The organism is Micromonospora fulviviridis (assembly GCF_014648395.1).
Classification (GTDB): Bacteria; Actinomycetota; Actinomycetes; order Mycobacteriales; family Micromonosporaceae; genus Micromonospora; species Micromonospora fulviviridis.
This window is the reverse complement of record NZ_BMRA01000004.1, coordinates 314,457-334,827: the sequence shown is the minus strand read 5'-3', so window position 1 is coordinate 334,827 and position 20,371 is coordinate 314,457. Positions and strand designations below refer to the sequence as shown.

23 protein-coding genes are annotated in these 20,371 nt (G+C 73.5%); 10 read left to right on the top strand and 13 right to left on the bottom strand.

Annotated features, from left to right (window positions below; genetic code table 11):
- Window positions 1–34: 34 nt before the first annotated feature.
- Window positions 35–868 carry a cytochrome bc1 complex diheme cytochrome c subunit gene (gene qcrC / locus IEY96_RS12975; RefSeq protein ID WP_189195065.1) on the bottom strand — a complete coding sequence of 278 codons (834 nt, stop codon included), beginning with the start codon at window positions 866–868 and terminating at the stop codon, window positions 35–37.
- Window positions 869–940: 72 nt separating this feature from the next.
- Entirely contained in the window at window positions 941–1,540 is a 600-nt protein-coding gene (gene ctaE / locus IEY96_RS12970; protein ID WP_091320077.1) for an aa3-type cytochrome oxidase subunit III, read from the bottom strand.
- Window positions 1,541–1,648: 108 nt separating this feature from the next.
- Here ctaE and IEY96_RS12965 point away from each other — a divergent pair, with 108 nt between their 5' ends.
- From IEY96_RS12965 to IEY96_RS12950, 4 genes are all read left to right on the top strand, one after another.
- Complete coding sequence (locus IEY96_RS12965; RefSeq protein ID WP_189195064.1) at window positions 1,649–2,602, top strand: cytochrome c oxidase assembly protein; 954 nt, start codon at window positions 1,649–1,651, stop codon at window positions 2,600–2,602.
- Window positions 2,603–2,693: 91 nt separating this feature from the next.
- A complete protein-coding gene (locus IEY96_RS12960) occupies window positions 2,694–3,092 on the top strand; it encodes a response regulator (RefSeq protein ID WP_189195063.1) in 399 nt (132 codons plus the stop codon).
- A 235-nt stretch (window positions 3,093–3,327) separates the two neighbouring features.
- A complete protein-coding gene (gene trpD / locus IEY96_RS12955) occupies window positions 3,328–4,374 on the top strand; it encodes an anthranilate phosphoribosyltransferase (RefSeq protein ID WP_189195062.1) in 1,047 nt (348 codons plus the stop codon).
- Window positions 4,375–4,492: 118 nt separating this feature from the next.
- Window positions 4,493–4,699, top strand: a complete 207-nt coding sequence (locus tag IEY96_RS12950; protein WP_189195061.1) for a hypothetical protein — start codon at window positions 4,493–4,495, stop codon at window positions 4,697–4,699.
- Window positions 4,700–5,382: 683 nt separating this feature from the next.
- On the opposite strand, the gene IEY96_RS12945 is transcribed toward IEY96_RS12950, so the two are convergent.
- Both IEY96_RS12945 and ctaC read right to left on the bottom strand, forming a co-directional pair.
- Complete coding sequence (locus tag IEY96_RS12945; RefSeq protein WP_189195060.1) at window positions 5,383–5,808, bottom strand: cytochrome c oxidase subunit 4; 426 nt, start codon at window positions 5,806–5,808, stop codon at window positions 5,383–5,385.
- Window positions 5,809–5,818: 10 nt separating this feature from the next.
- On the bottom strand, window positions 5,819–6,790 hold the full coding sequence (ctaC, locus tag IEY96_RS12940; protein ID WP_189195059.1) for an aa3-type cytochrome oxidase subunit II: 972 nt from the start codon (window positions 6,788–6,790) through the stop codon (window positions 5,819–5,821).
- Between the two features lie 251 nt (window positions 6,791–7,041).
- Here ctaC and IEY96_RS12935 point away from each other — a divergent pair, with 251 nt between their 5' ends.
- Both IEY96_RS12935 and IEY96_RS12930 read left to right on the top strand, forming a co-directional pair.
- Complete coding sequence (locus tag IEY96_RS12935) at window positions 7,042–8,193, top strand: cysteine desulfurase family protein (protein WP_189195058.1); 1,152 nt, start codon at window positions 7,042–7,044, stop codon at window positions 8,191–8,193.
- Window positions 8,194–8,210: 17 nt separating this feature from the next.
- On the top strand, window positions 8,211–8,438 hold the full coding sequence (locus IEY96_RS12930) for a sulfurtransferase TusA family protein (protein WP_189195057.1): 228 nt from the start codon (window positions 8,211–8,213) through the stop codon (window positions 8,436–8,438).
- A gap of 75 nt (window positions 8,439–8,513) precedes the next feature.
- Here the strand turns inward: IEY96_RS12930 and IEY96_RS12925 are convergent, their stop codons facing one another.
- The 4 genes from IEY96_RS12925 to IEY96_RS12910 form a co-directional block, all read right to left on the bottom strand.
- On the bottom strand, window positions 8,514–9,488 hold the full coding sequence (locus IEY96_RS12925; protein ID WP_189195056.1) for a carbohydrate kinase family protein: 975 nt from the start codon (window positions 9,486–9,488) through the stop codon (window positions 8,514–8,516).
- A gap of 225 nt (window positions 9,489–9,713) precedes the next feature.
- Complete coding sequence (gene erpA / locus IEY96_RS12920; RefSeq protein ID WP_091320045.1) at window positions 9,714–10,082, bottom strand: iron-sulfur cluster insertion protein ErpA; 369 nt, start codon at window positions 10,080–10,082, stop codon at window positions 9,714–9,716.
- Window positions 10,083–10,240: 158 nt separating this feature from the next.
- On the bottom strand, window positions 10,241–10,927 hold the full coding sequence (locus IEY96_RS12915; RefSeq protein ID WP_189195055.1) for a DUF4232 domain-containing protein: 687 nt from the start codon (window positions 10,925–10,927) through the stop codon (window positions 10,241–10,243).
- A 116-nt stretch (window positions 10,928–11,043) separates the two neighbouring features.
- Window positions 11,044–12,204, bottom strand: coding sequence for a glycerate kinase family protein (locus IEY96_RS12910; protein WP_189195054.1), 1,161 nt, complete (start codon window positions 12,202–12,204; stop codon window positions 11,044–11,046).
- A 44-nt stretch (window positions 12,205–12,248) separates the two neighbouring features.
- On the opposite strand from IEY96_RS12910, the gene nadA reads away from it, so the two are divergent.
- The 3 genes from nadA (at window position 12,249) to IEY96_RS12895 (ending at window position 15,675) form a co-directional block, all read left to right on the top strand.
- The gene (gene nadA / locus IEY96_RS12905) at window positions 12,249–13,424 is read left to right on the top strand and encodes a quinolinate synthase NadA (protein WP_189195053.1); all 1,176 of its coding nucleotides are present in this window, start codon (window positions 12,249–12,251) and stop codon (window positions 13,422–13,424) included.
- A 154-nt stretch (window positions 13,425–13,578) separates the two neighbouring features.
- Entirely contained in the window at window positions 13,579–14,991 is a 1,413-nt protein-coding gene (gene murA, locus IEY96_RS12900) for a UDP-N-acetylglucosamine 1-carboxyvinyltransferase (protein WP_229791572.1), read from the top strand.
- Window positions 14,992–15,066: 75 nt separating this feature from the next.
- Window positions 15,067–15,675, top strand: coding sequence for a DUF3043 domain-containing protein (locus tag IEY96_RS12895; protein WP_229791571.1), 609 nt, complete (start codon window positions 15,067–15,069; stop codon window positions 15,673–15,675).
- Between the two features lie 61 nt (window positions 15,676–15,736).
- Here the strand turns inward: IEY96_RS12895 and IEY96_RS12890 are convergent, their stop codons facing one another.
- Together IEY96_RS12890 and IEY96_RS12885 are read right to left on the bottom strand one after the other, a co-directional pair.
- Window positions 15,737–16,045, bottom strand: a complete 309-nt coding sequence (locus IEY96_RS12890) for an AzlD domain-containing protein (protein ID WP_148428417.1) — start codon at window positions 16,043–16,045, stop codon at window positions 15,737–15,739.
- Window positions 16,039–16,941, bottom strand: a complete 903-nt coding sequence (locus IEY96_RS12885) for an AzlC family ABC transporter permease (protein ID WP_189195051.1) — start codon at window positions 16,939–16,941, stop codon at window positions 16,039–16,041. Before IEY96_RS12885 ends, IEY96_RS12890 begins: the two co-directional genes overlap by 7 nt.
- 68 nt (window positions 16,942–17,009) lie before the next feature.
- Between IEY96_RS12885 and IEY96_RS12880 the strand changes: the two genes are divergently transcribed.
- Window positions 17,010–17,570 carry a helix-turn-helix domain-containing protein gene (locus IEY96_RS12880; RefSeq protein ID WP_189195050.1) on the top strand — a complete coding sequence of 187 codons (561 nt, stop codon included), beginning with the start codon at window positions 17,010–17,012 and terminating at the stop codon, window positions 17,568–17,570.
- A gap of 10 nt (window positions 17,571–17,580) precedes the next feature.
- Here the strand turns inward: IEY96_RS12880 and IEY96_RS12875 are convergent, their stop codons facing one another.
- From IEY96_RS12875 to IEY96_RS12865, 3 genes are read right to left on the bottom strand one after another with little or no spacing between them, the layout of a single operon-like run.
- A complete protein-coding gene (locus tag IEY96_RS12875; RefSeq protein WP_189195049.1) occupies window positions 17,581–18,549 on the bottom strand; it encodes an ABC transporter ATP-binding protein in 969 nt (322 codons plus the stop codon).
- A complete protein-coding gene (locus IEY96_RS12870; protein WP_229791570.1) occupies window positions 18,546–19,367 on the bottom strand; it encodes an ABC transporter permease in 822 nt (273 codons plus the stop codon). Before IEY96_RS12870 ends, IEY96_RS12875 begins: the two co-directional genes overlap by 4 nt.
- On the bottom strand, window positions 19,360–20,211 hold the full coding sequence (locus IEY96_RS12865) for an ABC transporter permease (RefSeq protein ID WP_189195048.1): 852 nt from the start codon (window positions 20,209–20,211) through the stop codon (window positions 19,360–19,362). The genes IEY96_RS12870 and IEY96_RS12865 overlap by 8 nt, the downstream gene beginning before the upstream one ends.
- Window positions 20,212–20,371: the final 160 nt, after the last annotated feature.

The window sequence follows — 20,371 nt, the reverse complement described above, 5'->3', positions numbered from 1 at the left end:
GGCGCCACAGCACTGAAACGAATGATCCGCTCGGTCACGACTTGCCCGCAATCCACAGGCTCGCGAAGACCAGCGCGACGATGCCGACCAGGAAGATCGCGAGACCCTCGGTCGACGGGCCGTACCGGCCCAGGTTGAAACCGCCCTGGTCCTGGTCGTGCTTCAGGGTCTCCTGGATGTAGGCGATGATGTCCGCCTTCTCCTGCGGAGAGATCTGGTTGTCGCCGAACACCGGCATGTTCTGCGGGCCGCTCAGCATGGCGGCGTAGATCTGCCGGTCGCTGGCCGGCTTCAGGCTCGGCGCGTACTTGCCCGAGGAGAGGGCACCGCCGCCGGCGCCGAAGGCGTGGCACTGCGAGCAGTTGATCCGGAACAGCTCGCCACCGGTGGAGAGGTTGGCGCCCTCGCGCAGGTCGCCCTGCGGCACCTGCGGGCCGCCGCCGAGCTCCTGGATGTACTGGCCGAGCTGGCGCACCTGCTCGTCGGTGAACTGCGGGGGCTTGCGCATGGCCTGGGCTTCCTGCCGGGCCATCGGCATCCGCCCGCTGCTGACCTGGAACTCGACCGAGGCCGACCCGACGCCGATCAGGCTCGGACCGCGTCCCTCGACGCCCTGGGCGTTGCGACCGTGACAGGTCACACAGCTCACGTCGAACAGCGCCTTGCCCTCGTTGGCGGCGGCGCTCAGGGGCGGGTTGTCCTGCGCCTGCACGCCGGGGGCGAAGACGGTGTAGGCGCCGCCGGCCAGCATCAGCGCGGCGGCCAGCCGGACCGCGGCACCCAGCCGGCGGCGGCCCCTGCTGCGCGCTACGGGCCGCCCGCGCAGGCGCGCGAGCAGACCGCGTCGGCGGTCGTTGTCAGAAGTCATGACCTGTGTCCTTAACCGGTTGGACCTTGTCTCAGGGGACGGAGCAGCGGCGCGGTACGTGACGCGCCAAGATCACTGGAGCCAGTAGATCATGGCGTAGAGCCCGATCCACACGACGTCGACGAAGTGCCAGTAGTAGGACACGACGATCGCCGAGGTCGCCTGCGCCGGGGTGAACCGGCCCATGGTGGTGCGGATCATGAAGATGACGAACGCGACCAGACCGCCGGTCACGTGCAGGCCGTGGAAGCCGGTCGTCAGGTAGAACATCGACCCGTAACCGTCTTCGTTGATCTTGACGCCCTCGTGCACCAGGTTCCGGTACTCGTTCGCCTGGCCGAGGACGAAGATGAGGCCCATCACGAAGGTGATCGTGAACCACCGACGGAGGGCGTGGACGTCGCCCTTCTCGGCCGCGAAGACACCGAGCTGGCAGGTCACCGAGGACAGCACCAGGATCACCGTGAAGGTGGTCGCATAGGGGATGTTGAGGATCTCGGTGTGCTTCTCCCACTGCTCCGGCGCCGCCGCGCGGATCGAGAAGTACATCGCGAACAGCGCCGCGAAGAACATGAGTTCGCTGGAGAGCCACACGATCGTCCCGACGCTGACCATGTTGGGTCGGGTCAGGGAGTGGATCCGGCTCTTGTCAATGGCTGGGGCCGCAGTCACGCGGTCATTATTGCCCTTGACCGGGACCGACGATCAGCGGGGGGCCAAACCTGCGCCATCAGTGGCCCGATAGGGGTCGTCCGCTTCGCCTGACCTACCCTGAAAAGCGTGCTGCACGTCGATCCGATCTTCGCCCCCACCTCGGTGGCCCCGGCGACACTCGCGGCGGGGGGCGAGGCGGTCCCGCCGCCGTTCACCGTGGCCCGGGTCCTGACCGAGACCCGGCTGGACAGTTGGCTCGCCCTCGGCCTGGTGCTCGCCGCCGGTCTCTACCTCTACGGGGTGTACCGACTACGGCTGCGCGGCGACCGCTGGCCGGTGGTCCGTACCGTCTGCTTCCTCTTCCCGGGCCTGGGCGGCATCGCCGCGGTCACGGTCAGCGGGCTGGGCGCCTACGACACCACCCTGCTGTCGGTGCACATGGTCCAGCACATGGTGCTGTCCATGGTCGCGCCGATCTTCCTGGCGCTCGGCGCGCCGGTGACGCTCGCCCTGCGCACCCTGCCGGTACGCCCACGCAAGCGGCTGCTGGCGATCGTGCACAGCCGGATCGCCCGGGTCTACAGCTTCCCCCTGGTGGCGTTCGCCATCTTCGTGGTGAACCCGTTCGCCCTCTACTTCACCGGCCTGTACGAGATCACCCTCCGGCACGAGTGGGCGCACGAGCTGGTCCACGCGCACTTCATCATGACCGGCTGCGTGTTCTTCTGGCCGCTGCTCGGCCTGGACCCGCTGCCCGGGCGCTGGCCGTACCCGGCCCGGGCGCTGCTCATGGTGCTCTCCGTGCCGTTCCACACCGTGCTCGGGCTCACCATCATGCAGAGCACCACGCTGCTCGGCGGCGACTGGTACCCGTCGCTGCACCTGAGCTGGTCCGACCCGTGGAACGACCAGGTGGTCGCCGGCGGCGTGCTCTGGGCCGGCGGCGAGTTCGTCAGCGTCACCATGCTGGCCGTGCTGGTCGTGCAGTGGATCAAGCAGTCCGAGCGCGAGGCCCGCCGGCTGGACCGCGAGCTCGACCGCCAGGAGGCCCGCCAGCGCGCCGCGGAGGCCAGCGCCTAGCCCCTCCCTGGGTACGCCAGGGCGGGGCGACCGGCCGGATGTGACGCCCGCTACGATCAGCGGGCAGCTACGAGGTGGGAGCCACGTCACGATGAGCGATCGTCTTTGCACCGTCCTGCTCTACAGCGACGACCCGAAGGTCCGTGACCGGATGCGACTCGCCGTCGGCACCCGGCCCGCGCCCGGGCTCGAGATCGAGTTCGTCGAGGCCGCCGACTACGCCGCCTGCGTCCGGCTGGTCGACGACTACGAGATCGACCTGCTCCTGCTCGACGGTGAGGCGAGCCCCGGCGGCGGCCTCGGCATCGCCCGCCAGATCAAGGACGACCGGGACGACGCCCCGCCGACCTGCGTGGTGCTGGCCCGCGCCGCCGACCGTTGGCTGGCCGCGTACGCCGAGGTCGACGCCACCCTGACCCACCCGCTCGACCCGGTGACCGCCGGCACCACCGTCGCCGAGCTGCTGCGGCGCACGCACGCCGCGGCCTGAGCCACCCTGCGACGACTCGGGCTCGGCGCACGCGCCGCGACCTGGAATCGTCGTCCCGGCGCCACGGCGACGCGGCCGTGGCGCCGACTTCGGCCATAATTCGGCCTGCGCGCCGTCAGACGCCCACGGACGAATGACGGCCGCCGGCCATGATCCGGCCGCCACGCCGCCCGGCGGCGCCACGGACCGGATGACGGCCGCCACACCCGCTCACACTCCGCTCGGGAGGCCCGCCATGGGCGAACGGACCTGGCCGCTTCTGCTCAACGCGCTGCTGCGCGGCGAGGAGCTCTCCACCGCCGACACCGCCTGGGCGATGGGCGAGATCATGGCCGGCTCGGCCACCCCGGCCCAGATCGCCGGCTTCGCCGTGGCCCTGCGCACCAAGGGCGAGACGCCGGGCGAGCTGGGCGGCCTGGTCGAGGCGATGCTGACCCGGGCCGTCCCGGTGACGCTGCCCGAGGAGGTACGGGCCGGCGCGCTCGACGTGGTGGGCACCGGCGGCGACCTCGCCCACACGGTGAACATCTCCACCATGGCCGCGCTGGTGGTCGCGGGGGCCGGCGTCCGTGTGGTCAAGCACGGCAACCGGGCCGCCTCCTCCTCCTGCGGCACCGCCGACGTGCTCGAACACCTGGGCGTCCCACTGGACCTGGAGCCGGAGCAGGTGGCCCGCTGCGTGACCGAGGCCGGCATCGGCTTCTGCTTCGCCGCCCGGTTCCACCCCGGCATGCGGCACACCGGGCCGGTCCGCCGCGAGATCGGCGTGCCCACCGCGTTCAACTTCCTCGGCCCGCTGACCAACCCGGCCCGCCCGCGGGCCGGCGCGGTGGGCTGCTTCGACCCGCGGATGGCCCCGGTGATGGCGGCCGTCTTCGCCGCCCGGGGCGACTCCGTCATCGTGGTACGCGGCGAGGACGGGCTGGACGAGTTCAGCACGGGCGCGCCGACCCGCGTCTGGGTGGCCCAGCAGGGCACCGTCAGGGAGGCGCTGCTGGACGCGACGGAACTCGGGGTACCCCGGGCCACCCTGGCCGATCTGCGGGGCGGTGACGCGGCGTACAACGCGGGGGTCGTCCGGCGGCTGCTGGCCGGCGACACCGGCCCGGTCCGCGACGCGGTGCTGGTGAACGCGGCGGTCGCACTGGCCACCCAGGGCCCGCTCGACGGCGACCTGCACGAGGCGCTGCGCGCCGGCCTGGTCCGGGCGACCGAGTCGATCGACTCGGGCGCGGCCGCCGCCGCCCTGGAGCGCTGGCTCGAGGTGGCCGGCACGCTCTGAGCCCGGGTGCCGTCCGGTTTTGTCGGACCCGCGTGCCAAACTACACGGGAGTAATTTTCCGTTTTCCGCCGATGACGCCAACGCCCGTCGGCGGGCACCGGAGCGAGAGGAGACGCCCGTGTCGGACCGCGAGCTCTACTGCGACGACTGCGAGGGCGTCGTGCTGTTCGAGGCGCCCCCCTGCGTCGACGGGCACGACGCCGACTGCCCCGAGCTGGTCTGCACCGGCTGCGGCGCGGCTGTGCTCATCGCCACGTTCGCCTTCCGCGCGCCACGCCTGAACGGCCGCCGCAGCACCACGCCGCCCCACCGCCGCGCCGCCTGACCCCTCGACACCACGGCCGCCACAGCGCCCCGCGTTGGGGCTTTGACAGCGCCGCATCCGATCCCGGCAACCCACCACGCTGGACACCGACCGGGGCGGTCGCCCAGGGCTCTCCGCAGCCCGAGCCCGCAACCCACCGCGCTGGGCAACCGCCGGTCGGCCAGCCAGGGCTCTCCGCAGCCCAAGCCCGCGGATCACCGCGCTGGATACCCGCCGGTCCCCCGCCCACGGAGCCCACAGACCGAGACCGGCGACCCCACCGCCCGAGGCACTCGCCAGTCGCCCGCCAAGGGCTGCCCCACGCACCGATCCCGGCAACCCGCCGCCTGGACCCCGGCCGCCACTTGACCCCCGCCGGTCGGCCGCCTCACAGCGCGCTGTCGCCGCCTCCCGCGGACGTCATCGGGTCGCCTGCCCGGGAGCGCTGCCCACTCACCGCACCAAGCCATCGCACCAGCGTCGCGCCCGCCGATCTTGGACACTTACCGTTCATAACGAACGACAGCTGTCCAAGATCCGCAAAACCAGCCCGGCGATCATGACGTTGGCTGGGACGAAACCGGCGGATTGCAGTGCCAACCTCATGATCGACGGCGGTCGGCGGCGGCGACTCCCCCAGGGGGCAGAACAGCGGAAGGCCCGCCGCCCCGGAGGGGCTGCGGGCCTTCCGCTGATGCTTCGGGTCAGTGCTCGGCGGTGCGGCGGGTGCCGGAGTAGTACTCGAAGAGCAGGCCGCAGGCCGCGAAGACGACCGTCACGAGGCCCAGGCCGATCAGCCAGAACTGCCAGAAGACCAGGCCGAGACCGGCGATCGCGGCGGCGAGGGCCAGGCCGAACGGCCAGTAGCTGCCCGGGCTGAAGAAGCCGACCTCGCCCGCGCCGTCGGCGATCTCGCCGTCCGGCCGGTCCTCGGGGCGCAGGTCGATGCGGCGCGAGACGAACCAGAAGAAGCCGCCGCACATGGCGCACAGCAGGAAGGACAGCAGCAGCGCCACGGTGCCGATCCACTCGACCCGGCCGCCCTCGCCGTACGTCCAGGCGCCGTAGAGGATGGCCACGCCGAGGAGGAACGTCGCGATGGTGAGGAAGATCTTCCACTCGGTCTTCATGCCGGATTCCTCAGCTTCCCGCGCCGGCCGTCGCGTCCGACGGGTTGAAGTTGGCAGTGTTGCGCCGCGTCTTGAACGGCACCGTCTCGGTGGCGTACGGGTTCTCGCCGATCGCCGAGAGCGCGTCCTGGGTCGACTTGCCGTCCTTCTTGGCGGCCAGGAACTGCTCGTACTTCTCGGGCGAGACGACCCGCAGCTCGAAGTTCATGAAGGCGTGGTAGCTGCCGCACAGCTCGGCGCAGCGGCCGACGAACGCGCCCTCCTGGTCGATGCTGGAGACCTCGAAGGTGTTGCGGATGCTGCCCGGCATGACGTCGCGCTTGAACAGCAGCTCCGGCACCCAGAAGGAGTGGATGACGTCGCGGCTCTGCTCCTCGAACCGGATCGACTTGCCGCTCGGCAGGACCAGCACCGGGATGACCTCGCTGGTGCCCAGCACCGAGGCGACGGTGTTGGCGTCGCGGCCCTGGCCGTCGCGGTAGTTGAACTGCCAGTTCCACTTGAAGGCGACGACCTCGACGGTGACGTCGGGGTTCTTCGACTCCTTCACCACGTCGGTCTGCACCACCGCGGTGTAGTAGAAGAGCACGGAGACCACGAGGATCGGCGCGATGGTGTAGAGGAACTCCATCGGCAGGTTGTAGCGGGTCTGCACCGGCAGCTCGTTGCCGCGCTTCCGGTAGCGGATCACGCACCAGAAGATCAGGCCCCAGACGAACACGCCGACCGCGAGGGCCGCGATGCAGGACGCGATCCAGAGGTCGTACATCCGGTGCGACTCGGGGGTGATGCCGCCCTGCGGCCACCCGAACCCGCCGAACGTCTTGCCGACGTCGCAGCCGGTGAGCAGAACCAGCAGCGCGGCTCCACCGAGACCGAGCCCGGCGAGTCGACCAGCACCACGCCGCCGGCGCCCACCGGCCCCCGAGGAAGCGCTGTGCCGTACGGCCGACGGCCGTACCTCCGAACTCCTTGCGACCACCTGGTCCTGCCTCCCTAGCGCGCCGCGGTGATTGTTTCGCTCGACACCGACGGCAAAGGCGTCACCGACGGTCGCAGATTACTCGACCATGACGGGCCTGACCGTCTTGGGGTCACTGTCCGCCCCCATCGGGGGGATCTTGGGCGTACCGGCGCGCTAGCGTCAACGTTCGTGAGCGAGCGGAGCGAGCGAACCATCAGACTCAGCAGCGCGGCGCCTCGCGCCGCCGCGGAGCGGAGCGAGGCGGTGGCATGAGCGCAAACCCGGTCTACCTGGACGCGGCCACCGCCGCCCCGCTGCACCCGGTCGCGCGGCAGGCGCTACTTGCCGCGCTGGACGACGGCTGGGCCGACCCGGCCAAGCTGTACGGCCAGGCCCGCCGGGCCCGCCAGCTCCTCGACGCCGCCCGCGAGGCCGCCGCCCAGACCCTCGGCGTCCGCGCCGACGAACTCTCCTTCACCCCCAGCGGTACGGCGGCCGCGCACGCCGCCGTGCTCGGCGGCCTGTCCGGGCGGCGCCGGGCCGGGGCGGCGCTGGTGCACTCCGCCATCGAGCACTCGGCGGTGCTGCACGCCGCGGAACGGCACGTGGCCGGCGGGGGCGACGCGGTGTGCGTACCCGTGGACCGGCTCGGCCGGGTGGACCTGGACGCCTGGGCGGCGGCGGTGGCCGCGCCCGGGGTGGCCCTGGCCGCGCTGATCGGGGCGAGTCACGAGGTGGCCACGGTGCAGCCGGTGCCCGCGGCTGCGGAGCTCTGCGCCGAGGCGGGGGTGCCGCTGTACGTCGACGCGGCGCAGCTGGCCGGCCGGGCGCCGCTGCCGGCCGGCTGGTCGGTGCTGAGCGCCAGCGCGCACAAGTGGGGCGGGCCGCCCGGCGTCGGGGTGCTGGTGGTGCGCAAGGGCACCCGGTGGGAGTCGCCGTTCCCGGCGGACGAGCGGGAGTCGGGGCGTACCCCGGGGGTGGTGAACCTGCCGGCGGTGGTGGCCGCGGCGGCGAGCCTGCGCGCGGCGGCGGCCGACGCGGCGGCCGAGGCGGCCCGGCTGGCGCCCCTGGTGGACCGGATCCGGGCCCGGGTGGCCGCCGAGGTGCCGGACGTGGAGGTCGTCGGCGACCCGGTGGACCGCCTCCCCCACCTGGTCACCTTCTCCTGCCTGTACGTGGACGGCGAGGCGCTGCTGCACGCGCTGGACCGGCGGGGCTTCGCGGTCTCCTCCGGCTCGTCGTGCACCTCCTCGACGTTGCGGCCGTCACACGTGCTGGAGGCGATGGGGGTGCTGTCGCACGGAAACGTCCGGGTGTCGCTGCACCGGGAGACCACCGAGGCGGACGTCGACCGGTTCCTCGCCGAACTGCCCGGGATCGTCGCCGGTCTACGAGCCGAGGCGGGGGTGACCGGCCTGTGAGCGCCGGAGGGAGCCCGGTGAGCGGGCCGGACGAGGTGCTCGACTGCCGGGGCCAGCGCTGCCCGCTGCCCGTGATCAATCTCGCCCGGCGGCTGCCGGAGCTGCCGGTCGGCGCGGTGGTCCGGGTGCTCGCCGACGACCCCGCCGCGGCCGTGGACATCCCGGCCTGGTGCCGGATGCGCGGCCAGGAGTTCGTGGGCGCCCACCCGGAGGGACCGGGCTACGACGTACGCCGCCGCCACTGACCGGGGTCAGCGGCGGCGGGTCGGTGTCGACTCCCAGGCGGGGGGTCGATCAGCGGCACCCCGGGCCGGGGCCGGTCACTGCAGGTGCGGCCGGATGTCCTCGGCGGCCACGTCGCCGTACGACTCGGCGAGCCGCTTGACGAACAGGTCGCGGCGGACCTCGTACTCCTGGCCGCCGAAGTTCTCCAGGACCAGGGTGGCGAGCAGGCAGCCGACCTGCGCGGCGCGCTCCAGGCTGACACCCCAGTTGAGCGCGGCGAAGAAGCCGGCCCGGAAGCCGTCGCCCACGCCGGTCGGGTCGACGGCCTGGATCTCCCGGGCGATCGGCACGTGGATGGTCCCGACGTCCCGGCCGGCGATCTCCACGCCCTGCTTGCCCAGCGTGGTGACCCGGACCTTGACCCGGTCCAGCAGCTGGGCGTCGGTCAGCCCGGCCTTGCTCTGGAGCAGCGACTTCTCGTACTCGTTGGTCATCAGGTAGTCGGCGCCGTCGACCAGGCCGAGCACGTCCGCGCCGTCCATCCGGGCGAGCTGCTGCGACGGATCGGCCACGAAGGCGTACCCGCGCTCGCGGCACTCCTCGGAGTGCCGGATCATCGCAGCCGGGTCGTTGGCGCTGACCAGCACCAGGTCGAGGCCGCCGAGCCGCTGCGCCACCGGGGCCAGCTCGATGTTGCGGGCCTCGCTCATCGCGCCCGCGTAGAACGAGGCGATCTGGCACATGTCGGTGTCGGTGGTGCAGACGAAGCGGGCCGTGTGCGCGATCTCGCTGACGTGCACCGAGTCGCAGTCGACGCCGTGCCGCTCCAGCCAGGACCGGTAGTCGGCGAAGTCCGCACCGACCGCGCCGAGCAGCACCGGGCGGAGCCCGAGCTGGGCCATGCCGAAGGCGATGTTCGCGGCGGTGCCGCCGCGCCGGAGCACCAGCTCGTCGACGAGGAAGGAGAGCGAGACCTTGTCCAGCTGGTCGGCGAGGAGCTGGTCGGCGAACCGGCCGGGGAAGCTCATCAGGTGGTCGGTCGCGATCGAGCCGGTCACGGCGATCTTCATGTCAACCCTCGTGGTCGGGAGCACGGCGCCGGTCAGCCTACCGGTCGCCCCACCCGTACGGGCGGGGTCGGTCGGCAACCGGCCATCCCCCGCCCGTCCGGGCGTCACGGTCCGGACACCCGCCGGACGTTCCCGTCCAGGCCGGGTGCGGATACGACAAACGGCGGGACCAGCCCGTGAGGGATGGTCCCGCCGTTCGAGGCAGGCGACGTGGGCCCGGCCGACTCAGCTGAACGAGTCGCCGCAGGCGCAGGAGTTGCCGGCGTTCGGGTTGTCGATGGTGAAGCCCTGGGCGTCGATCCGGTCGGCGAAGTCGATGGTGGCGCCGGCCAGGTAGGGGGCGCTCATCCGGTCGACGACGACCTCGACACCGCCGAAGTCGGTGACGACGTCACCGTCGAGCGACCGCTCGTCGAAGAACAGCTGGTACCGCAGGCCGGAGCAGCCGCCCGGCTGCACGGCGACCCGGAGCCGCAGGTCGTCACGGCCCTCCTGCTCGATCAGGGCCTTGACCTTCTGCGCCGCGACGTCGGTGAGGACGACGGTGCTGGGGGCCTTGGCCTCGGTCGACTCGGTCTGCGCTGGCGTGGTCACGTGGAAGTCTCCCTGCGCGGTATGGGGTCCGGACGCACTGGCAAACGCCGCACGTCCGCCAGTGATTCCCGGTGTGGTCCAGATCCGATCGTACGCCGCTCCCACCGAGGTCACCCGGCGGCGTGATGACGGACTCGCCCCGGTCGGCGCCGGGACCGTCAGGCGGCCGGCGGGCGCCCGGCGGTGAACGAATCCACCTCGACCGTACCGCCGCAGGCGCGCCAGGCGCCCTCGGCGGCCAGGTAGCCGGTGCCACCCGGCGGGGTGAGCCGGAGCGCGGCGGCCGGCGGCTCGCACGGCGCCCCCTCGTCGTCGGCACGGGGTACGTGGCTCAGGGTGACCGCGGTCCCGGCCGCGCCGCCGGGCGCCAGCACCACGCGGTGCGCGGCGAGGTGGTGCCGGACCCGCACCGGGAGGGCCCGGCCCGTGCCGTCGACCAGCCGGACCTCGGGGAAGCCGGCCAGCGCGCAGTGCCGGCCGGACCGGTTCGTCAGCGCGAGGTAGGCGGTCCCGCTGCCGGCGTGGCCGGACGAGCCGGCGGGCGCCAGCGAGAGGTCGGCGGTCCGGCAGTCCGGGGTCCCGGAGGCCGGGCGCGTCGTGCTGTGTGTCGGCCGCGGCGTGGCCGGCGGGGTCGGCGCGGCCGACGGGGACCGGGGTGCCGGCGAGGTCGCCGATGCGGTCGGGGCGGCCGTTGCGGTCGGGGCGGTGGCGGAGGCGCCGTCCCGTGCCGGAGAGCAGGCCGTGAGCGCGAGGGCGGCCGCGCCCGCCGCCAGCGCGGCCAGCCGGCGGCCGGTCCGCCGCCGGGTCGCCGGGTCCCTGGTCCGGTCAGCCGTGCTCCTGGTCATGTCGACCTCCTCGTCCGGTGTCCTTCGGCACACGCGCCGGGTCCGGGCCGCGTTGCGGGCGGGACCGTCGGGTGGGCGACACCGGTCACGGCGCGCGGAGGGCGTCCGGGGTGGGCTCAGCGGCTCCACTGGCCGGCGAGCCGGGCGCCGAGCGCGCGCAGGCCCTCGGCCGGGCGGCTCATCGCCGCCTCCACTCCCCCGCGCTCCTCGCCGCCGAAGTGCTCGACCAGGCTGTGCGCCTCGGTGACGCCGGCCGCGGCGGCCTCCCGCCGCCCGGTGCTCACCCGGCCGGCCAGCACCACGCAGGGCACTCCGCGGTCCCGGGCGGCACCGGCCACACCGGCGACCACCTTGCCGCGCAGCGACTGGTGGTCGAAGGAGCCCTCGCCGGTGATCACCAGGTCGGCGGCGTCCAGCGCGGCGTCCAGGCCGATGGCCCGGGTGACGAGGCCGATGCCGGACTCGCACCGGCCGCCGAGCGCCAGCACCGCCGCGCCGAGGCCGCCGGCCGCACCGCCGCCGGGCAGCGCGCCGAGTCCGGACGGAGAGCCCGGCAGGTCCCTCTCCAGCACGGCCGCCCAGCGCTCCAGCGCGGCGTCGAGCAGCAGCACGTCCGCGCGGGTGGCGCCCTTCTGCGGGCCGTACACGTTGCTGGCGCCGTGCAGCCCGAGCAGCGGGTTGTCGACGTCGGTCGCGGCGACCAGCGCCGCGCCGCGCAGCCGGAGCGCGCCGTCCAGCGCGGTCACCGCGGCGAGGGCCGCCCCGCCGTACGGCAGGGCCCGGCCGGCCTCGTCCAGCGGGGTGACCCCGAGCGGGATGAGCATCCCGGCGCCGCCGTCGTTGGTGGCCGAGCCGCCCAGCCCGATGACCACGGTCCGCGCTCCCGCCTCGACCGCGGCGGCGACCAGCAGGCCCAGCCCGTAGGAGGTGGTCGCCTTCGGGTCCCGCTCGGCGGCGGAGAGCAGGTGCAGTCCGCACGCCTGGGCGCTCTCCAGGTACGCCACGCCGTCGTCGGTGAGCAGGATCTCACCGGCGGCGGGCCGGCCGAGCGGGTCGACGGTGGGCACCGGCAGCAGCCGGCCGCCGAGCGCCTCGGCGAGCACGGCGACGAACCCGGGGCCGCCGTCGGCCAGCGGCCGGATCAGCAGTTCGTCGGCGGGAGCGACCGACCGCCAGCCCTCGGCCACCGCGACGGCGACCTCCTGGGCCGGCAGCGTGCCGGCGAACTTGTCCGGGCAGAGCAGCACGCGCATGCCGAGCAGTGTGGCAGGCCACATCCGTGGCGGCTGCGCGGCCGTCCCGCTGTGGGACCATGGAGGGCGTGACTTCGACCTGGGTTGAGCCCTCCAACACCGCCACTGCGCTGCTGCTCCTCGGCCGCGGCAGCGACCCCGCCACCGAACGTGGCGTGGAGTGTCCGGGTGACCTCCCCGCGCCGAGCGACCCGGACCTGGTAGCCCGGGCGGCCGCGGCGAAGGCCGCGCTCGGCACGAAGGTCTTCGTGCTCGGCCACCACTACCAGCGCGACGAGGTGATCCAGTTCGCCGACGTGACCGGCGACTCGTTCAAGCTGGCCCGGGAGGCGGCGGCCCGCCCCGACGCGGAGTACATCGTCTTCTGCGGCGTGCACTTCATGGCCGAGAGCGCCGACATCCTCACCTCGGACCGCCAGAAGGTCATCCTGCCCGACCTCGCCGCCGGCTGCTCGATGGCCGACATGGCGGTGCTGTCGCAGGTCGAGACCGCCTGGGACGTGCTGACCGAGCTGGGCATCGCCGCGGACACCGTCCCGGTCACGTACATGAACTCCTCGGCGGACATCAAGGGCTTCGTCGGCCGGCACGGCGGCGTGGTCTGCACCTCGTCGAACGCGAAGCGGGCGCTGGACTGGGCGTTCGAGCAGGGGCAGAAGGTGCTCTTCCTCCCCGACCAGCACCTGGGCCGCAACACCGCCGTCCTGGAGATGGGCTTCTCGCTGGACGACTGCGTGCTCTACGACCCGCACAAGCCGAACGGCGGGCTCACCCCGGAGCAGCTGCGCGACGCGAAGATGATCCTGTGGCGCGGGCACTGTTCGGTGCACGGCCGCTTCACCCTGGACAGCGTCAACGACGTGCGCGAGCGGGTGCCGGGGGTCAACGTGCTGGTCCACCCCGAATGCCGGCACGAGGTGGTCACCGCCGCCGACCAGGTGGGCTCGACCGAATACATCATCAAGACCATCGAGGCGGCCCCGGCCGGCTCGGCGTGGGCCGTCGGCACCGAGCTGAACCTGGTACGCCGGCTGGCGCTGGCCCACCCGGACAAGCAGATCATGTTCCTCGACCGGGCGGTCTGCTACTGCTCGACGATGAACCGGATCGACCTGCCGCACCTGGTCTGGGCGCTGGAGGAGCTGGTCGCCGGCCGGGTGGTCAACCAGATCACCGTGGACCCGGACACCGCCGGACACGCCCGGGCCGCACTGGACCAGATGCTCGCTCTGCCGGGCGCCTGATCACCCTCGGTCACGTCACTGGCACGGAAGCGCGCCGGAATCCCCGGTTCGTGCCCTCGCTGGTGATGTGACCGATTCCATTTTCGTCACGGAGGGCTATGCTGCCGGGGCAACACACGCGGACCGTTTTCACCGGGCCGCCTTCCGGGTAGCGATGCAGATCGTGGACCCCACTCATCTACACGGCAGCACCAACGCGCTGGAGGTTGCGTTGACCGACGACGTCCTGGTCGTACACGGAGGCACTCCGCTCGAAGGGCGGATCCGCGTGCGCGGCGCGAAGAACCTCGTGTCGAAGGCGATGGTCGCCGCCCTGCTGGGCGACAGCCCCAGCCGGCTGTTCGACGTGCCGCGGATCCGGGACGTGGAGGTCGTCCGCGGGCTGCTGGGCCTGCACGGCGTCAAGGTCAGCGACGGCGAGGAGGACGGCGAGCTGGTCTTCGACCCCTCCAACGTCGAGAGCGCCAGCACCGACCAGATCAACGTGCACGCCGGTTCCAGCCGCATCCCGATCCTGTTCTGCGGCCCGCTGCTGCACCGGCTCGGCCACGCCTTCATCCCGGACCTGGGCGGCTGCCACATCGGCCCGCGCCCGATCGACTTCCACCTCCAGGCGCTGCGCGAGTTCGGCGCGACCGTGGAGAAGACCCCGGAGGGGCTGCACCTGTCGGCGCCGAACGGGCTGCACGGCACCAAGTTCGCCCTGCCGTACCCGAGCGTGGGCGCCACCGAGCAGGTGCTGCTCACCGCGGTGATGGCCGAGGGCGTCACCGAGCTGCGCAACGCGGCGGTCGAGCCCGAGATCATCGACCTGATCTGCGTGCTCCAGAAGATGGGCGCGATCATCAAGGTCCACACCGACCGAGTGATCGAGATCCAGGGCGTGAAGCGGCTCAGCGGCTACACCCACCGGCCGATCCCGGACCGGATCGAGGCGGCGAGCTGGGCCGCGGCCGCGCTGGCCACCCGGGGTCACGTCGAGGTGCTGGGCGCCCAGCAGGCCGACATGATGACCTTCCTGAACATCTTCCGCTCCGTCGGCGGCGAGTACGAGGTGACCGACCTGCGTCCGCCGCGCGCCGGCCGGCCGGGCCAGGAGGGCGGCATCCGGTTCTGGCACCCGGGCGGCGAGTTGAACGCGGTGGCGCTGGAGACCGACGTGCACCCGGGCTTCATGACCGACTGGCAGCAGCCGCTCGTGGTGGCGCTCACCCAGGCCCGCGGCCTGTCGATCGTGCACGAGACGGTCTACGAGCAGCGGCTCGGCTACACCGAGGCGCTGAACACGATGGGCGCCAACATCCAGGTCTACCGGGACTGCCTGGGCGGCACCCCCTGCCGCTTCGGCCGGCGCAACTTCAAGCACTCCGCGGTGATCGCCGGCCCGAGCAAGCTGCACGCGGCCGACCTGGTCATCCCGGACCTGCGGGCCGGTTTCAGCCACCTGATCGCGGCGCTGGCCGCCGAGGGCACCTCCCGGGTGTACGGCGTCGACCTGATCAACCGGGGCTACGAGGACTTCGAGGCCAAGCTGGCGGATCTGGGCGCGCACGTCGAGCGTCCCTGACCTCACACCGCTCCTCCCGCGCCCGGTGCACCCGCGATGTGCACCGGGCGCGGCTGTTTGGCTACCCTTGCCGACGTGCCGTCGCTGTTTCGCCGTAAGCCCACCGACCTGGTCGAGGAGTCCGTCACCCCGGTGACGACCGACGAGGCGCCCTCCGCTGCCCAGCCCCGGGGTTACACCCCGAGCAAGAAGGACCTCGGGCGGACCACCCCGAAGCGGCCGACCGCCGGTCGCCGCCCGGCCGCCCCGGCCCGCCCCCTGACCAAGGAGGAGGCCCGGGAGCAGCGCCGCGCGGCGCGCGCCGAGTCGGCGGCCGAGTTCCGGCGCGAGGGCGGCCCGCGCGACCGGGGCCCCGAGCGGCTGCTGGCCCGCAACGTGGTCGACTCCCGGCGGACGGTGGGCACCTGGTTCTTCGGTGGCGCGCTGATCGTGCTGGTCGGCTCCAACCAGGCCATGCCCCCGATCGTCCGGCTGCTGTCGAACGTGCTCTGGGGTGCCCTGGCGCTCGGCGTGGTGATCGACTCGGTGCTGATCGCGCGGAAGATCAAGAAGCTGGTCCGCGAGCGCTACCCGAAGAGCACCGAGCGGCTCGGCTCGCTCTACTTCTACGCGATCATGCGGTCGATCACGTTCCGCAAGATGCGTGCCCCGGCGCCGCGGGTGAACATCGGCGACAAGATCTGACCGGGCGCGTCTGACGACACCGGCCCCTTCCTGCTTCGGCGGGGAGGGGCCGGTGTCGTCGTCAGGCCACCCCGAGCAGGCGCAGCAGCGCGGTGGTGCCCGCCGCCGCGACCACGACCAGCACGAAGGGCGCCCGCCGCGCGGCGAGCAGCAGGCCGACCAGCACCCCCGCGGGCCGGGCGTAGCCGGCGAAGCCACCGGCCTCGGTCAGCGCCGCGGTGGCGGCGAGGGCGGCCAGCAGCGCGGCGGCGCCGACCGGCAGCAGTTGCCGGGACCACTCCGGCAGTTCCAGCCGGTCGCGCAGCAGCACCCCGGCGACGCGGAAGCCGTAGGTGCCGGCGGCCAGGGCGAGGATCACTGCGATCAGCACGCCGCCTCCCCGGCCCGCACGACCCGTCCCGGCTCGTCGCCGTCCGCCAGCCGGCGACGAGCCGGGAGGGCGACGTCGCCGTCCGCCGGTCGGCCGCCCGGGTCGTCCGGCACGCCGCCGAGGGCGTCCGGCGCGGCGCCGAGGGCGTCCGGCGTGGCGCCGGGGGTGTCCGGGGTGGCGCCGGGGGTGTCTCGCCTGGTCCCCGGACTGTCCGGCGCGGCGGCCGCCCGGCGGCGACCGAGCACCGGCAGGACCAACGCGGCGAGCGCGAGCAGCACCGGCAGCCCGGCCGGCAGCAGCGGGGTGGCCAGCACGGCCAGCCCCGCTCCGGTGAGCGCCACCCGGCGGGTCTCCCGGTCGCGCAGGCTGGGCAGCAGCAGGGCGGCCAGCCCGGCCGGGAAGGCGGCGTCGAGCCCCAGGGCGCCCGGGTCGCCGACCGCACCGCCGGCCAGCACGCCGAGGCCGGTGCCGGCGTTCCAGGCCAGGAAGAGCAGCACCCCGGCGAGCCAGAACGCCCGCCGCCGCCCGGGCCCGGCCGGGCGGGCCAGCGCGAACGCGGTCGCCTCGTCGGTCATCAGGTGGCTGCCGAGCAGCCGCTGCCGGCGCCCGGGGCCCAGGGCGCCCCCGAGGGCCAGGCCGAACGGCAGGTGCCGGGCGTTGAGCAGCAGGCCGGCGAGGACCGCCGCGAGCGGGCTGCCGGCCGCGACGAGGCCCACGGCCATGAACTGGGCGCCGCCCGCGTAGACGAGCACCGACATGGCCAGGGTGGCCCAGGCGGGCAGGCCTGCGGCCACCGCCACGGCGCCGAACGAGGCGCCCACGGCGAGCATCGCCGCGCCGATGGCGGCGACGTCGCGGAGCAGGCGGGCGTCGCCCGTTCGGTATGCCGTACGCATGGTCCATTATCCTGAACGCAAGGACCCGCGTTCGTCAAACCGAACAAACCGACTGTTGGAGCGAACACATGGCGATCGACCCCGCTCCCCCACTCGCCACCATCGCGGCCGCCCTGCGCCGGGAGCGCGACCGGGCGGGGCTGTCGCTGACCGAACTGGCCCGCCGCGCCGGCATCGCCAAGTCCACCCTGTCCCAGCTGGAATCCGGGGCCGGCAACCCCAGCGTGGAGACGCTCTGGGCCCTCGGGGTGGCGCTGGGCGTACCGTTCAGCCGCCTCGTCGAACCCCCCACCGCCGCCGTCCGGGTGGTCCGGGCCGGCGAGGGGCCGCGGATCCGCTCCGAGCACGCCGACTTCTCGGCCACCCTGCTCGCCGCGGGCGCGCCCCACGCCCGGCGCGACGTCTACGTGATGGAGCTGGAACCCGGTGCCGTCCGGCTCGCCGAGGCCCACACGCCGCGCAGCGTCGAGCACGTCGTGGTCGCGGCCGGGCGGATGCGCGTCGGCCCGGAGACCGACCTGGTCGAGCTGGGACCGGGCGACTACGCCACGTTCCCCGGCGACACCCCGCACCGGTACGAGGCGCTGGCCCCCGGCACCTTCGCCGTGCTGGTGATGGAGCACCCGTGAGCGAGGCCGCTCAGCCCACCTCGGCCGGGGCGCGGTAGAGCCGGGCCACGACCTCCTCGATGTCCGGCTCCACGATCGAGATGTCCCGGAGCGTGGCCAGCCCGGCCAGCCCGGCCACCACCTCGGCGACGCTCGCCGACTCCAGCGCGAAGACCAGCCGGCGCCCGTCCGCCTCGACCCGCTGCACCGGCGCGCCCGGCAGCACCGGCGGCGCGGGCAGCGCGGCGTCCAGCTCGGCGACCACCATCCGGCGGGAGCCGTACCGGCTGTGCAGGGCGGCGATCGAGCCGTCGTGCACCACCTGCCCGTGGTCGATCACCACGAGGCGCCGGCAGAGCCGCTCGATGTCGGCCAGGTCGTGGGTGGTGAGCACCAGGGTGGTGTCGCCGGCCCGGCCCAGCTCCGCCAGGAAGCCGCGGACCGCCTGCTTGCTGACCACGTCCAGCCCGATGGTCGGCTCGTCGAGGAAGAGCACCTCGGGGCCGTGCAGCAGGGCGGCGGTCAGCTCGCCGCGCATCCGCTGGCCCAGGGAGAGCTGCCGGACCGGGGTGTCCAGGAACTCGTCGAGGTCGAGCAGGCTCCGGCAGCGGGCCAGCCGGGCCGCGTGCTCGCCGGCCGGCACCCGGTAGACGTGCCGCAGCAGCGCGAACGAGTCCCGCAGTGGGAGGTCCCACCAGAGCTGCGAGCGCTGCCCGAAGACCACGCCGATGCGCAGCGCCAGCCGGGTCCGGTCGGGCACCGGCCGCAGCCCGCACACCCGGGCGTGGCCCGCCGAGGGCGTCAGCACGCCGGTGAGCATCTTCAGCGTGGTCGACTTGCCCGCGCCGTTCGGGCCGATGTAGCCGAGCATCTCGCCCCGCTCCACCCGCAGGTCCACCCCGTCGACCGCGGTGACCGTCCGTTTCTCCCGGCGCAGCCGCCCGGCCTTCACCCGGACGGTGAACTCCTTGCGCAGCCCGTTCATCTCGATGACGTTCATGACCCCGTACTCCGGTAGTGGCGGATCCCGACACGCCAGGCCAGGGCGGCGACCGCTGCGGCGACCAGCGCGACGCCGGGCGAGGCCCAGCCCACCCAGGCCGGCAGGCCCAGCGGGTCGGCCCGGCCCAGCAGCGCCAGCGCCGGGTGGTAGCTGACAAAGGCGAAACCCAGCCCGTACGCGAAGATCGCGCGGAACCAGCCGCCGTAGACGGTGACCGGGTACGACGTGAAGTCCCGCCCGCCGTAGGTGACCGAGTTGGCCAGCTCCCCCGAGTCGACCCAGTAGAACGACACGGTGGCGGTGGTGACGAAGAGGGCGGCGAAGAAGACCACCGCGGCGAGCGGGGCGACGACCGCCAGCGCCACCCGGCCCGGCGTCCACCCGATACCGGCCGAGACGAGCGCGAACACCAGCACGGCCAGCCCGAAGACCGCCCGGGAGACCTTGCGCAGCGGCAGGTCCATGAGCAGCAGCTGCGGCAGCGCGGCCAGCGGCCGGACCAGCACGGCGTCGAACAGGCCGGTGCGGACGTACCGGGGCAGCCGCTCGATGTTGCCGACCAGCAGGTCGGCGGTGGCGAACGCGAACGACGACAGGCCGACGACGACCAGCGTCTCGCGCAGCGTGAAGCCGCCCAGCTCCCGGGTGACCCCGAAGAGCACCAGCACGGTCACCACGTCGAACACCGTGGCGCCCATGTTGCCCACCAGGTCCACCACGAACGAGGTGCGGTACGCCGCCTGCGACCGGGCCTGCGCCCCGAGCAGCGCCCGGTACGCCCGCCAGGACCCGGTCAGGGTCCCCGGCTCAGCCACCCTGCACCACCAGCCGGTGCTCGGCCCGGCGCTGCACCAGCCGGCAGAGCGCCAGCAGCAGCACCGCCCAGCCGAGCTGGAGCCCGACCAGGCCCAGTTCGGTCGGCATCGGCTCCCGCTCGACCAGCACGTCGAGCGGGACCTGCAACAGGCTGGGGAACGGGGTGGCGTACCGCAGCGTGGCCTCCAGCCAGCCCGGGAGGAAGCCGAGCGGGAAGTACAGGCCGGCGAGCACGCCGGAGCCCAGCGTCCAGAGGATCATCGGCCCGCGGACGTCCTGCAACCAGTACGCGGTGGCGTTGACCAGGTAGCGGCAGGCGAAGCAGCCCAGCACGGCGAGCAGCACGGAGAGCGCGAACAGCGGCGGGGTGGCCCAGTGCCGGGGCAGGTAGACCTCGAAGAAGAACGGGCCGATCACCACCGGCGGCAGCAGCCGGGCCAGCGACGCGAACCCGGCCCGGCCCAGGTCGGTGGCGAGGTAGCTGGTCACCGGGTGCACCGGCCGGAGCAGGTCGGAGGCGATCTCCCCGGTCCGGATCCGGTCGGCCAGCTCGGTCCAGCCCCAGATCGCGATCACCGCGAGCAGCCCCTGGCCCGCCCAGACGAAGGTGCCGAGCTGGGCGCGGTCGTAGCCGGCCACCGTGCCGGCCGCGCCGGCCACCGCGAGGAAGATGTAGCAGCGTAGGAAGCCGAAGACGGTGTTCGTGACGACGCCCGCCACGGCCGCCTGCCGGTAGGTGGCGTGGCGCCGGAAGCCGGAGGCCACTATCGCGCCGAATGTCCGAAACCATCGGGTAACGTTTGGATCCGTGGGCGGTGCCACAGTGGCGGTGACAGAGCCCACGCCGCTACCCTCCTTCCGCAGCCACGAGGTGCTGGACCGGGCGACTCTACCGGCACGTCGAGGCGCCCAGCGCGACAATTTCCAACGAGGTGACATCGCCGTGAGCGAGCGACGCGAGCCGGCCCCGGGGCCGCGCCGCGCGGGCGGCGACAGGGTCCCC

Bases quoted from the DNA above. Each gene is read 5' to 3' on its own strand.
- qcrC (WP_189195065.1), bottom strand. From the start codon at position 868: ATGACTTCTGACAACGACCGCCGACGCGGTCTGCTCGCGCGCCTGCGC.
- IEY96_RS12960 (WP_189195063.1), top strand. From the start codon at position 2,694: ATGAGCGATCGTCTTTGCACCGTCCTGCTCTACAGCGACGACCCGAAG.
- trpD (WP_189195062.1), top strand. From the start codon at position 3,328: ATGGGCGAACGGACCTGGCCGCTTCTGCTCAACGCGCTGCTGCGCGGC.
- IEY96_RS12945 (WP_189195060.1), bottom strand. From the start codon at position 5,808: ATGAAGACCGAGTGGAAGATCTTCCTCACCATCGCGACGTTCCTCCTC.
- IEY96_RS12935 (WP_189195058.1), top strand. From the start codon at position 7,042: ATGAGCGCAAACCCGGTCTACCTGGACGCGGCCACCGCCGCCCCGCTG.
- IEY96_RS12925 (WP_189195056.1), bottom strand. From the start codon at position 9,488: ATGAAGATCGCCGTGACCGGCTCGATCGCGACCGACCACCTGATGAGC.
- IEY96_RS12915 (WP_189195055.1), bottom strand. From the start codon at position 10,927: ATGACCAGGAGCACGGCTGACCGGACCAGGGACCCGGCGACCCGGCGG.
- IEY96_RS12910 (WP_189195054.1), bottom strand. From the start codon at position 12,204: ATGTGGCCTGCCACACTGCTCGGCATGCGCGTGCTGCTCTGCCCGGAC.
- murA (WP_229791572.1), top strand. From the start codon at position 13,579: ATGCAGATCGTGGACCCCACTCATCTACACGGCAGCACCAACGCGCTG.
- IEY96_RS12885 (WP_189195051.1), bottom strand. From the start codon at position 16,941: ATGCGTACGGCATACCGAACGGGCGACGCCCGCCTGCTCCGCGACGTC.
- IEY96_RS12880 (WP_189195050.1), top strand. From the start codon at position 17,010: ATGGCGATCGACCCCGCTCCCCCACTCGCCACCATCGCGGCCGCCCTG.
- IEY96_RS12875 (WP_189195049.1), bottom strand. From the start codon at position 18,549: ATGAACGTCATCGAGATGAACGGGCTGCGCAAGGAGTTCACCGTCCGG.